At 61.3% G+C, this 12771-nt stretch carries 6 protein-coding genes and 1 pseudogene; 6 read left to right on the plus strand and 1 reads right to left on the minus strand.

Annotated features, from left to right (window positions below; translation table 11 throughout):
- Positions 1–158 precede the first annotated feature (158 nt).
- Complete coding sequence (gene msrB, locus B4L76_RS17585) at positions 159–554, plus strand: peptide-methionine (R)-S-oxide reductase MsrB (protein WP_289129578.1); 396 nt, start codon at positions 159–161, stop codon at positions 552–554.
- Between the two features lie 14 nt (positions 555–568).
- On the plus strand, positions 569–1057 hold the full coding sequence (locus B4L76_RS17590; RefSeq protein ID WP_296234252.1) for a glutathione peroxidase: 489 nt from the start codon (positions 569–571) through the stop codon (positions 1055–1057).
- Here the strand turns inward: B4L76_RS17590 and B4L76_RS17595 are convergent.
- Complete coding sequence (locus B4L76_RS17595) at positions 1047–3404, minus strand: hybrid sensor histidine kinase/response regulator (RefSeq protein ID WP_296234254.1); 2358 nt, start codon at positions 3402–3404, stop codon at positions 1047–1049. The two genes, B4L76_RS17590 and B4L76_RS17595, sit on opposite strands and share 11 nt — an antisense overlap.
- 105 nt (positions 3405–3509) lie before the next feature.
- On the opposite strand from B4L76_RS17595, the gene B4L76_RS17600 reads away from it, so the two are divergent.
- The 4 genes and pseudogenes from B4L76_RS17600 to B4L76_RS17615 all read left to right on the plus strand — a co-directional run.
- A complete protein-coding gene (locus B4L76_RS17600) occupies positions 3510–4400 on the plus strand; it encodes an ATP-binding protein (RefSeq protein WP_296234256.1) in 891 nt (296 codons plus the stop codon).
- The gene (locus B4L76_RS17605) at positions 4397–4888 is read left to right on the plus strand and encodes a GAF domain-containing protein (protein ID WP_296234258.1); all 492 of its coding nucleotides are present in this window, start codon (positions 4397–4399) and stop codon (positions 4886–4888) included. The genes B4L76_RS17600 and B4L76_RS17605 overlap by 4 nt, the downstream gene beginning before the upstream one ends.
- 700 nt (positions 4889–5588) lie before the next feature.
- Positions 5589–9929 carry a hypothetical protein gene (locus B4L76_RS17610; protein WP_296234260.1) on the plus strand — a complete coding sequence of 1447 codons (4341 nt, stop codon included), beginning with the start codon at positions 5589–5591 and terminating at the stop codon, positions 9927–9929.
- A 211-nt stretch (positions 9930–10140) separates the two neighbouring features.
- A pseudogene (locus B4L76_RS17615) lies at positions 10141–12771 on the plus strand (hypothetical protein); the annotation flags it as partial.

Below are 12771 nucleotides of genomic sequence, written 5' to 3' on the forward strand. Positions count from 1 at the left end.
CCGATTGAGAAAACGCGCAACGCCCCGCCGAAAGGTTTGAAAGGGCAGGAAGCGGGTGCCAGACTGAACGCCTGGCACACGAAGCCAACTAATATACGTGCCACCCGCGCCCCGGAAAAGACGGTGCGCGGTGAAATTCAGCCTGCCGAGGTCCCTACATGCAAAAGATCGAGAAAACCCTGGAAGAATGGCGCTCGATGCTCGACCCCGAGCAATACCAGGTATGCCGCCTCAAAGGCACCGAGCGGCCATTCAGCGGCAAGTACAACAGTGAACGCCGTGATGGCATCTACCACTGCATCTGCTGCGGCCTGCCCCTGTTCGATGCACAGACCAAGTTCGATTCGGGCTGCGGCTGGCCGAGCTTCTATGCGCCCATCGAAGACAGCGCAATGATCGAGATTCGCGACACCTCCCACGGCATGATCCGCACCGAGGTCACCTGCGCCCGCTGCGATGCGCACCTGGGCCACGTGTTCCCGGACGGCCCGCCACCGACCGGCCTGCGCTACTGCATCAACTCGGTGTGCATCGACCTGCGCCCGCGCGACTGACCGGAGCCCGCCACATGGCTGAATCGATGCTGGATATCAAATGCGTGACCTTGGGTGGCGAGCACAAGACGCTCGGCGACTTCCCGGGCAAGGCCCTGTTGGTGGTGAATACCGCCAGCCAGTGCGGCTTTACCCCGCAATACAAGGGCCTGGAGCAACTGTGGCAGGCCTATCGGGCACGTGGCCTGGTGGTGCTGGGCTTCCCCTGCAACCAGTTCGGCCAGCAGGAGCCGGGCGATGCGCGGGAGATCGCCCAGTTCTGCGAGCGCAATTTCGGCGTGAGTTTCCCCTTGTTCCGCAAGGTCGAGGTCAACGGCCCGGGTGCCCACCCGCTGTTCGTCGAACTCAAGCAGCGCGCCCCAGGCCTGCTCGGTTCGCAGAAGATCAAGTGGAACTTCACCAAGTTCCTGGTCGACCCGGCCAGCGGCCAGGTCAGGCGCTATGCCCCCACCACCAAGCCGCTAGCCCTACAGGCAGACATCGAGCGCCTGCTCAGCCGTTGACCGGCACCCAGTGGTCGATCAGCGCCAGCAGCTCTTCGCGGCGGAACGGCTTGGCCAGGTAGTCGTTCATGCCTGCCGCCCGGCAGCGCTCGCGCTCCTCGGGCATGGCATTGGCGGTCAGGGCGACGATCGGCAGGTCGGGCCAACGGCCGCTCTGGCGGATACGCCGGCTGGCCTCGTAGCCGTCCATCACCGGCATGTTGCAGTCCATCAGCACCAGGTCGAACGTGTCCTGTTCGAGCATTTCCAGGGCCTCGGCGCCTTGGGTCGCCAGTTGTACCTGGCAGCCCAGCTTGGCCAGCATGCCCTTGGCCACCAGCTGGTTCACCGGGTTGTCCTCCACCAGCAGGATCCGCGCGCGGCCTTGTTCCACGGTGATGACCGGGCTGGCAAGCGGGTGTTCGGGCTCGAAGCCTTGCAAGGTGCGGCGCAGGGTGTGGTACAGGGCGTTGCGCGCCAGTGGTCGGGCCAGTTGATGCAGCGGGGCGAGGGCGACCGATTGTTCACTGGGCAGAAAGTTGCCGTAGGCGGTCACCAGCAGGATCGGGATCTTCAGCGCTGGGCGCAGTTCAAACAGGCGGTCGAGGTCATCGGTGATCAGCAGGTCGATGTCGGCGGCATCCAGCGTGGCGCTGCTGTCATGGCGCTGATAGGTCAGCCCCCAGGCGGGCAGCAGGTCCTGGAGTAACTCATCAAGCCCGCTGCCGGCCATGCTCAGTGCCGCCACCCGCCCTTGCAACGGGGCCGGGGCGATGGCCTCGGTGTGCACGGCCAAGGGCAGCTCGGCACTGAAGCGGCTGCCAAAGCCTGGCCGCGAATCAATGTGCAGGCGGCCCTGCATGGCCTTGCACAGGTTGTGTGTCAGCGCCAGGCCCAGACCGGTGCCGCCAAACTGGCGGGTAATGCCGGCGCCGGCCTGGGTGAATGGCTGGAAGATCCTGGCCTGGGCTTCTTCGGGGATGCCGATGCCGGTATCGCGCACTTCCAGGCGTACGCCGCCGACAATGGTGGTCAGGCGCACATCGACGCGGCCGAAACGGGTGAACTTGAGCGCGTTGGACAGCAGGTTGCTGACCACCTGGCGCACCCGCGTCGGGTCGCCCAGCACACTGCTGGGAAAATCGCGGGCAATCAGGCAGGTCAGCTCGACACTCTGCGCGGTGTTCTGCGACAGCAGGTTGGCGGTGTCCTCGACCATCGAGCCCATGTCGAACGGGATACGCTCCAGTTCCAGCTGGCCGGCATCGAACTTGGACAGATCGAGAATATCGTTGAGCAGCTCGACCAATACCTTGCCGGAGTCATGGGCGATGGCCAGTTGCTGGCGCTGCTCGCTGGGCAAGGGGCTGTCAAGGGCCAGGGCAATCATGCCGAGCATGCCGTTGAGCGGGGTGCGGATCTCGTGGCTCATGTTGGCGAGGAACGCGGAACGCGCCTGGGCCATGTCCAATGCCCGGCGGCGGGCCTCTTCCAGTTCCTGGTTGGAGCGGCTCAGGCTGTTGTTGCTGGCTTTCAGCTCATTGGTGCGCGCCGAGACGATGTCTTCCAGCTCGTTGAGGTATTGGGTCAGGCGGTTTTCCGCGTTGCGGCGCTGGTCGATCTCGGTGGCCATGCTGACGAACTGCTGGTTGGCGACTTTCACCAGCACACCGATCTCATCGTTTTCGTGGCCGTGCGGGCAGTCCAGGCGGGTTTGCCGAGGCTTGCGCGGGTCGCGCCCACTGAGCGCGCCGATCACGGTCACCAGCGGCTTGGTCAGCATCATGTAGAACAGCCCCAGCAGGATGCCGGTCAGCACCAGGCTGCGCGCGAAGCCGTTGACCAGGGTGACACCGGCGCGGTCGAGGAAACGGGCGCCGAAGGCGTAGGTGTCCACCTCCAGGTACAGGTTGCCGAGGTCGTCGTAAGGCATGTGGGTCAGGTACAGGCGATCCTCGAACTGGCGCTGCTCGCCGAACAGGAAGTCGCTCAGCGAGCGGTAACGGTCCTCCATGCGTGGACGCTCGACATCGGCCAGCACCATGCCGTTGTTGTCGCTCAGCCGCGCGCGGATGACCGCCGGCGATTGCAACAGGCCGCTGGTCAGCTCCAGGGCCAGTTCCGAGTCGATGTTGTAGGCGATGCGCGAGGCCGGATTGTGGCTGATTTGCAGCAAGGCGCGCACTTCTCGGTTGATGGATGCGTCTTCGCTGGCATAATCGATGCCGATCTGGATGAGACTGAGCAATGTTCCCAGGATGAAGCCGACCAGGACTGTCAACCGGGCTTGCTTGTATGACAGGCGATTGGTGAACTTGATATCCATGAGTGCCGAGCCGGTTCCACGTTCCTTGCGCAGCGCAAGCATAGCCGATCACACCCGGCTTCTGGTGGGTCTGTCTGTTCATTTCAGTTGGTCGCCAAGCGGGGGCCGCTTTGCGCCCCCTAATAACTGAAATTTGTAGGAGTCTTCATGGACGCCCGCTTGATAGCTTTCCTGGACCGCGCCGAATCGGTACTGGCGCGCCTTGAACCCCTGTTGCCGGCACAACGCCCGGACATCGACTGGGGCACTACCTTGGCCGCGCGCTGGCAGCGTGATGGCCGCAGCGGCTACCTGCTGCCGCTGGAGGTCAGCCTGGACATCCGCCTGAGTGACCTGATCGGTGTCGACCAGCAGCGTGACCAGCTGGGCCGCAACACCCACCAGTTCATCAACGGCCTGCCCGCCAACCATGCGCTGCTGTGGGGCTCGCGCGGCACCGGCAAGTCGTCGCTGGTGCGGGCCCTGCTGGCCGAACACGCCGGTGCCGGCCTGCGCCTGATCGAAATCGAACGCGACCACCTGGCCGACCTGCCGCGGGTGGTCGAACAACTGCAAAAGCTGCCGCAGCGCTTCATTCTGTTCTGCGACGACCTGTCGTTCGAAGCCGGGGAGGGCGACTACCGGGTGCTCAAGAGCGTGCTCGATGGTTCGCTGGAACAGGCCCCGGACAACGTGCTGCTGTACGCCACCTCCAACCGCCGCCACCTGGTGCCGGAAAAACAGAGCGACAACGAAAACTGGAAAATGGTCGACGGCGAGCTGCACCCCAACGAAGCGGTGGAGGACAAGATTGCCTTGTCCGACCGTTTTGGCCTGTGGCTGTCGTTCTACCCCTTCAGCCAGGAACACTTTCTCAACGTGGTCGAGCACTGGATCGGCCAGCTGGCGCGCCCGGCCGGCCTGCGCTGGCAGCGTGACGAAGCTCTGGACATCCTCGCCGTGCGCTGGGCTACCGGCCGCGGTAACCGTAATGGCCGCTGTGCCTATCAGTTCGCCCGCTACTGGGTCGGGCTGCAATTGCTGGAGCAAAGTAAATGATCGACCTCAATGCCAGTGGCGCCGGACTCGACGGCTACGACCTGCTGGCGGCGCAAGTGCAGGCGCTGTTCGCCGACGAGCGCGACTTCATCGCCAATGCCGCGCAGTTCTCGGCGTTTCTGTACAACCAGGTGGACGACCTGAACTGGGCTGGGTTCTACCTCAATCGCAACGAAGAGTTGGTGCTCGGCCCGTTCCAGGGCCAGGTCGCCTGCGTACGCATTCCGTTCAGCAAGGGCGTGTGCGGGGCAGCGGCGGCTACCCGCCAGACTCAACGTGTGGAAGACGTGCATGCGTTCCCGGGGCATATCGCCTGTGACAGCGCGTCGAACAGCGAGCTGGTGATCCCGCTGGTGAAGGAGGGCAGGTTGATTGGTGTTCTGGACCTGGACAGCCCGAAGATCGGCCGTTTCAGCGAGGCGGACCAGGCAGGGCTGGAACGGTTGGCGGCGATCTTCCTGCAATTGACGGACTGTTCACTGCCCTGATTGATTGGCATAGCCAATACCCATAAAGGCCCAGTTCCGGGCCTTTTCTTTTCGCTACCCACAGCCATTTGTCCTGCCGCGGGTGTATTACGCACCTAGCATTTCTGTCAGTTTTCAAAGTTCAAACCTGGGCGTCCAATGGTGTGCAACTGACGGCAGCCTCTTCGCTGCTGGTTGTTATCCGCACCTATTCGACTTCAACTATCCGGCCCCTGAAGTACCGGCAATCGTGAAAGGCCAGGACGGGGAGGATAACCCGGATGGCATCTTGTTGCGTACTGCGCTGGACGAAGATCTCGAAGTCATCGTAGACAAATGGAAAAACAGGGCGCGGTTAATAACAGGGGAATGGTCGCAATATACAAGGGTTTGAGCTTGAACGCAGTAACCGCAAATGCTTCTTTCATGGGGGAATTCATGTGGGTAGAGAGGAAAAATTCAGAAAAATACCCTAATAAAGCCATCCTTTTTGGCCACTGCAGAAATCTACTTCCATGATAAATCAGCAGTCGTATCCCGCCACCTGACAGTTTTATCAGTAGACAGCCCAGGCGACAGCTGGCAGACGTTTACCGCACTAGTAATTTTGCCAGTTGGAAAAGTGTTGATTGCAACGTTCACTGTTGTTTGTCCCCGTCACTGGGTGGCGGCAGGTAACAGCCGTTCAATGGCGCAATCACTTTTCCCATGAGGCTTATTCATGAACCGGTTCTCTGCAAGGCTCTTTCCTCCTCCTGCCGATGGCTCTGTTCCGTTGGTTTTACGGCCATTGCTGATTGCCGGGATGAGCACGCCCGTCGCATCAGCCGATGGCGGTATCAATATCAGCACGATCGAAGAAGATCCCAAGGGTTTATTGTCTGCCATCGACCCTTATCTGGATATGTACGAGGGAGACGTGCTGACGGTGTATATCGAAGGCAACCCGCTGCCTCCTATCGACGTTAAAGAGACTGATGAGGGGAAGCGGATTTTTTTCCACCTGCCGGCCGACAGGTTCAATGTCGAGTGGGTAGAGAACATTCACTTCGAAGTGCTGCGCAAGGACGCGACGGCGCCCGAACCGTCGGCACCGCTGCGTCTGCGGGTGAAGCAGTACCGCCCGGGCGGCGTCGACAAGGAACCGCATCTGCCTGGGCACTCGGAATTGCCACGACCTAGGGTCCCGCAGGATGTCATCGACAATGGGGTCACTGCAGAGTGGGCTGCCAAGGGCGTGCCGGTAACTATCGATGTCTACCCTGACCGTGCCCCGCAGGATGTGGTGGTGCTGGATTGGGGCAGCGTGAAAGTACCGCGGGTAATCAGTGAAGCCGAAGCGGCAGGTAACGACCCGGTGGAGATTCTGGTCGGACAGGACGTTATCCTTGCCGCGGGTGACTCCGACGCATTGCAACTGAGCCATTGGCCCCACGATGAAGTGTGGAACTTTGCCAGCGACCGGTCGCGCCCCACCGTTATCACGGTGGAGGCGGGGGCCTGGCGGCTGGAAGAGCCGATCATCAAGGAGGCGGTCAACGGTGTGATCGACCTGGCCGAGCTCAAAGCCAGTGATGTCACAGTGTTTATCCGTACAAACCAGTCTCCGATTGCAGTAGGCGACAGCATTGAATTCACCTGGGTCGGTACGCTGGCCAGCGGAGAGCAGCTTGAGCATCGCCAGACGCTGACTGTCGAAAGCGTACCGGCGCTTCTCGAAGCCAAGGTTCCCAATCGCCTGGTACGAAGCACGGCCCAGGGTACGGGAGACGCATCCTATGTGCTGCGGCCGGCGGATGGTTCTCCAGCGCAGTCGTCGAAGCGGGCATTTGCCCGAATCGAAGGTGACATCTATCAACTGCCGGCGCCGATCGTGCTGGAAGCCATCGAAGACCTGATTGACGATCGTACCGAATCGGCTTGGGTGCTTGCCGGGCCTTACCCGGGCATGGGTAGTGGTGATGTGGTCAACCTGGTCTGGCGCGGCACGCGCGCGAACGGCACTCCCTACCTTTACGAAGAGGAGAAGCTGGCCACAGGCAAGGAAGAGCCATTGCAGTTCCACATTGAACGCGAGCACATCGAGGCACTCGCCGGCGGTACGCTGGAACTCTACTACCGGGTCGCCAATGACAGTGCGGCGCTCTACGGGGTGCGCGAATCCGATCGCAGCTATTACCGGGTGACCACGCTGCGCCATACCTTGCCTGCACCTGAGGTGCTCGAGTCGGATGGCGAAGTGCTGGACCCGGAATGGATCTTCCCCAATGGCGCTACCCTGCATGTTGGTTACACCGATTGGCTTGAGGACGATATCCTGACGTACTACTGGCGCAGCGTGTACCCGGACGGTACGACCAGTGACTGGCTCGAAATTACCCAGGGCCAAGTGGGGAGACCGGTGGATTTCCGTATCAGCCCAGCAGTGGTGGAGGTTTCGCGCACCACCCTGATCCTCGCGTATTACACGGTCAAGCGCGCGGGTACCGAGCAGGTCGACATCTCGGACTTCCTCGAACTCTATATCGGCACGCCGATCCCCCTGGCCATCACCGCAGCCGTCGACAGCTACGGCGCTGTCGCCAATGGCGGGATCAGCGTTGACACTGCCGTCACCTTGAGTGGGACTGCGCGAGCAAGGTTCGGGGTCGACATGCTCGATGGCGATGCCGAGGTGGGCTCGGCAGGGGCCGATGCCGATGGTGTGTGGTACTTCCCGATGACCGAGCTGGTACCGCGATCGTATAGCGTCAAAGCGCGGGCCCAGTACGGCAGGCGCCTGGTCTCCGAGCCCTGGGAGTTCACGGTAGTGGCGTATGTCGTGCCCAGCATCACCCGCATCGAGGATTCGCGCCGCGAGGTGGCCGAAGGGGCGACCACGGTCGACACGACAGTAACCGTTTCCGGGCTCGCAAGCCCCGGCCTGCAAATTGACCTGCTCGAGGGCGAAGTGAGTTTGCATACTGTAGATGTTGACCTTGGTGGCGCCTGGAGCGTGGATCTCGAAGGCCTGACGATCCGTAGTCATGAACTGAAGGCCCGGGCCGTGTATGGCAACAAGGACCTCTCTGCGCCACGTGCCTTCGAGGTAGTCGCCGAGTTGGCACCGACCCTCGACAGTGTGCAGGACTCGCGCGGCGAACTGGCCGACGGCAAGACCACGGTCGATACGCAGATCGTGCTGGCGGGCAAGGCCAGTATCGGGCAGCCGGTGCAAATCCTGGATGGCAGCGTGCCGGTCGATACCGCCCGGGCCGATCTCGCCGGTAACTGGACCCTGACCTTGCGAAACCTGCAGGTGAAAGGCTACTCGATCAAGGTCAGGGCGCTCTACGGGCGTGACCAGGAGTCGGCTGTACGCCGGTTTACAGTGGTCGACTATATCTTCCCGACCATCATCAGCGTCCTGGACTCCCGGGGCGAAGTCCCCGATGGCGGTGCGACGGTCGATACCGCGCTTACCCTGGGCGGCGAAGCGAGTGCCAATGAACAGGTTGAAATCTTCGACGGCAATGCCAGCCTGGGCGTGCCGACCGTCAGCCCTGGGGGCATCTGGACGTTACGGCTCGATCAGCTGCCGATCAAGGTCTATGGCGTCAGGGCCAAGGCACTGTATGGCGCAGGTGAAGAATCGGCGGTAAGGACGTTCACCGTCTATGAGGAAATCAGGCCAAGCATTACCAGTGTCAGGGACAGCGACGGCGAGGTGACGCAGGGCGGTACCACGGTACATGCGCAGGTGAGCCTGGTCGGCAAGGCCAGTATCAACCAGAAGATCGAGCTTTTCGAAGGTGCCAACTCGTTGGGCGAGGTGCCGGTTGATGCCAGCGGCAACTGGAGCCATCTCATGGTCGGGCTCGAGCGCCGCGCCTACAGTTTGACGGCCAAGGCGTTGTATGGCGCTGGCCTGGTTTCGGACGCCCGCACCTTCACCGTGGTGGAGGAAGTGGCACCAAGCATCGTCAGGGTGCAGGACAGTCTGGGGGATGTTGCCAACAATGGCTTCACGTACGACTCCAGTGTAACGGTCACTGGCACGGCGAGTATCGGGCGGCGGGTCGAACTGTTCGACGGTGCCACATCCAAGGGCCAGGCAGCGGTCAATGGCAGCGGCAACTGGAGCGCTGTGGTTTCTGCGCTGACCGTCGGCCAGCACCTGGTCAAGGCTGTGGCGTTGTACGGCAGCAAGCTGGAGTCGAGCGGCCATAGCTTCGAAATGCGCCAAGGTGCCACGCCAGTCATCACCCGTGTGGTCGATAGCAAGGGCCAGCCGATTGGTAATGGTGGCCGCACCTATGAAACCGGGCTGACACTGCATGGCAGCGCTCAAGCCGGGCTGAAAGTAGAGATGTTGGACAATGGCACGTCTGGGCCCACCGTAGCCGCACCGGGGGGCAACTGGCAGGCTCCGATGTCGGGGCTTGCCGTTGGTCGTCATGCGTTCACCGCTAAAGGCCTCTACGGCAACCAGCCGGTTTCCGGCGAGTGGATCGTCACGGTCGAGAACCGGCCGCCGTTGGTGATCGATACCAGCCCCCTGGTACTCAATGGCAGGCTCTTCGTGCGTGGTGATAACGGCCAGGGGCCCAGCGTGGCGCCGGCCAACACGTCGCGGCAACGCGTGGCTAGTGGCGGTGTACCGCCATATGAATACAGCTCCAGTAATACGGCTGTCGCGAGCGTCGATAGCAACGGTACCGTCAGGTCGCGTGGCAATGGCAGTGCTGTCATCACCGTGCGCGACCAGGCCCAGCAATCGGTGAGCTACAACGTGACGGTGCAGAATGTCATTCGCATGTATTTCATGTCGTCTGCCCAGTACATCGTAGGGTGGGATCAGCGCATCTTTATGGGCGATCTGCGGGAAGTGTTCAATCAGTACAGGGCAGGCGGTGGGCTTGGCCAGATCGGTTGGCCTGGGGGGACTTATTGGGCTCGTGATCAACGGTTGATCTGGAATCCGCTTCCACGTCAGCAAGCCCAGCATAAGGACATGAACGGCGGTGGAGAGGGATGGTCGGCACAGCTCGGCCCTTCGTTCCCGGGCATTCGGTTAGGGTAAAGGTTGCTGAACTGCACGACCAGAAGCTGTGTAGCTGAAGTAGTGTTGACGATAACGGCATTGCTGGCCTGGCCAGCAATGCCGTTTCTGTTTTTGAGCCAGGTAGTAACCGATATTTTCATGCTTCCCCTAGCATTTTTGTCAGTAGCAGGCCACTTCGGCTTGGCGTTCAATGTTTCGTACTTCCCTCATTCGGTAAAGGAGCGGCGCAATGTTGGACAACGACCAGTCGGCAGGCAATATCATTGCCCAGGCATCAGATGACAGGCAGTTGGTGCTTGATGAACTTTCGATACCTGGTGCTACCGGCCCGGTGTTCATCGACAAATGGGGTATCAACCTTGCGGCGGCCCGTGAAAACTTTCCCAGAAACGGCCTGCAGTTATATGTCCCGGCGTGGCCGCAAATGAATGAAGGTGATCGGGTGCGGATTCTGCTTGGCAGTGACGAGGTCAGCAGCCTGACCATTCCCTCTGAGTTGGTAGACCAGCGCCAGACGCTCTTCGTTCCGCCGATTCACCTGCAGAATGGCGCTGCTGAACTCAGCTATCGGGTCAAGCGACTGGGGCAGGTAGAGGAGCCTTCGGCGGCGACCGGTATCTACGTCAAGCTCGAGCGTCCCGGTGGCCAGGACCAGGACGGCTCCAACCCTGGGCATTCCGAGCTCAAATTCACCCTGCCGGAGGATGTGGTCAAGGACGGGGTGGACCAGGAGCGCGCCAAGCAGGGGGTGGAGGTGACCATCCTGCCTTATCCGTTCATGGCCGAGGACGACAAGATCCGCCTCAGCTGGGGCGGTCAGTTCATTAGCCATACTGTGACCCCGGAACAGGCGAGCAGCCCCGAGGAAAATCCCGTTGTGATCCTGGTCGAGGAAGCAGTGATTCTCGCGGCGGGCGATTCGGATGAAAAAGGCTTGGCGATAGCTTTTGAAGTTTATGACCTGGTTGACAACCGCTCCGAGGACTGGAGTGCCGAGCAGCGGGTGGTGGTCGACACCGGCAATGCGCGACTTGCCGCTGGCATCGTGAAGGAAGCCAGGAACAACGTCCTCGACCTTGAGGTTCTGGGTGATGCCGATGCTACCTTGCAGGTGTGGGCGTCTGGTGCGCCGTTCGCGGTGGGCGACAGCATCGTGGCCAGCCTGTTCGGCGAGACCGAGGACGGGCGCCCGGTGGACATCACTTATCCGCCCAAGCTAATCGAGAGCGTGCCGGCGGTGCTCGAAATCGGCATTGCCAATGCAGATGTGCGCCAACTGGCCAAGACCCAGGCGAAATTCAGCTATGAGCTGGTCAAGTCGGAGGCGTCGCGCCGGGCCCTGGGTGTCCAGGCTTATGAGCAGCAGCGGGCTGAAGGCAGCTATCAGTCCAGAGGCCAGTTCGTCGCCATTCAGGGCGAAGCTGTACGCCTGGCCGCGCCGAAGGCACTGGATGCCCAGCAGGGCACCCTCGACCCGGCGTTGCCGGTAGCCAACATCGAGGTGCCCTGGGACGACAGTATGCAGGCGGGCGATGTGATCACTTTGGTCTGGGAGGGGGAAAGGCCGGACCTGGAGCCATACTTCCCGGCAATCGATCCCCATGACATCAGCAACGGTGAGGCAGCGCGCAAGGAGCCGATTCCGTTCTCGGTCGATGGCAAACACCTGAAGGCGATCGAGGGTGGCAAACTGGTGCTGCTCTATACGCTGGAGCGGGCCGGTCTGTCGCCACGCAGGTCGGAGCGCACGATCACCTTCAATGTCGGTGAACCGCGCGCTGAGTTGCCAGCACCGAGTGTCGACTACGCAGAGCAACAGGCAGATGGCAGCTGGGTGCTCGATCCCGAAAAGGTACCGGTCGGTGGTACCAAGCTGGTGGTGCAGCGCTATGCGCGTGTCAGGATAGGCGATGTACTGTGGTTCAACTGGGAGGGCACGGATCAGGCGTCGCTGGAAGACTGGATCAACATCACCGCTGCCAACCACGAGCGCGAACATTATGATCTGACCATCAGTAAAAAACTGGTAACCGATAACGACGGTCACGCGGTGGTGGCGTCTTACTGGGTCGCGCGGGCGGAGGGAGCGTCCAGTTACTCCGAGCCGTTGACGCTGCAAGTCGGGGCTGCTGTCCCGGCGCTTCCGGAGCTGGTCATCAAAGAGGCCACTGCAGAGCGGGTCATTGATCCCGCGCTTGTCGCGGACGGTGCAACGGTTGTAATAGGCGCCGATGCCGGCTTGCAACCGCAAGACAAGGTACGTATCGAAGTGCAGGGGGCGTACCCGGACGATCAGACGCACACCGTGGAGAGGGCAGGTGAACAGGAGTTCAAGATTGCCGCTGAAGTGATCCGGGGTAACGAGAATAGCCAGATCACGGTGACCTATTTCGTCCTCCGGGGAGGTGTCGAGCCAGAACAGCCCTCTGCTCCGGTTGAATTCACAGTGCTTGAAATCAGCGAGCCAGCGCTTCCGGAACTGGTCATCGAAGAGGCCATCGAGGGGGTCATCGATCCTGCACATGTCGCGGACGGTGCAACGGTGTTCATCGCCGCCAGTGCCGAGTTGCAACCGCTGGACAAGGTACGTATCGAATTGAAGGGGACGTATCCGGACAATCAGACGCACATCGTGGAGACGGCAGGTGAACAGGAGTTCAAGATCGCCGCTGAGGTGATCCGGGGTAACGAGAATAGCCAAATCACGGTGACCTATTTCGTCCTCCGGGGAGGTGTCGAGCCAGAACAGCCCTCTGCGCCGGTTGAATTCACAGTGCTTGAAATCAGCGAGCCAGCGCTTCCGGAACTGGTCATCGAAGAGGCCATCGAGGGGGTCATTGATCCTGCACATGTCGCGGAC

The organism is Pseudomonas sp. UBA4617 (assembly GCF_002386445.1).
GTDB lineage: Bacteria > Pseudomonadota > Gammaproteobacteria > Pseudomonadales > Pseudomonadaceae > Aquipseudomonas.

Coding starts and splice junctions, on each gene's coding strand:
- B4L76_RS17610 (WP_296234260.1), top strand. CDS start 5,589: ATGAACCGGTTCTCTGCAAGGCTCTTTCCTCCTCCTGCCGATGGCTCT.
- msrB (WP_289129578.1), top strand. CDS start 159: ATGCAAAAGATCGAGAAAACCCTGGAAGAATGGCGCTCGATGCTCGAC.
- B4L76_RS17600 (WP_296234256.1), top strand. CDS start 3,510: ATGGACGCCCGCTTGATAGCTTTCCTGGACCGCGCCGAATCGGTACTG.
- B4L76_RS17595 (WP_296234254.1), bottom strand. CDS start 3,404: ATGCTTGCGCTGCGCAAGGAACGTGGAACCGGCTCGGCACTCATGGAT.
- B4L76_RS17605 (WP_296234258.1), top strand. CDS start 4,397: ATGATCGACCTCAATGCCAGTGGCGCCGGACTCGACGGCTACGACCTG.
- B4L76_RS17590 (WP_296234252.1), top strand. CDS start 569: ATGGCTGAATCGATGCTGGATATCAAATGCGTGACCTTGGGTGGCGAG.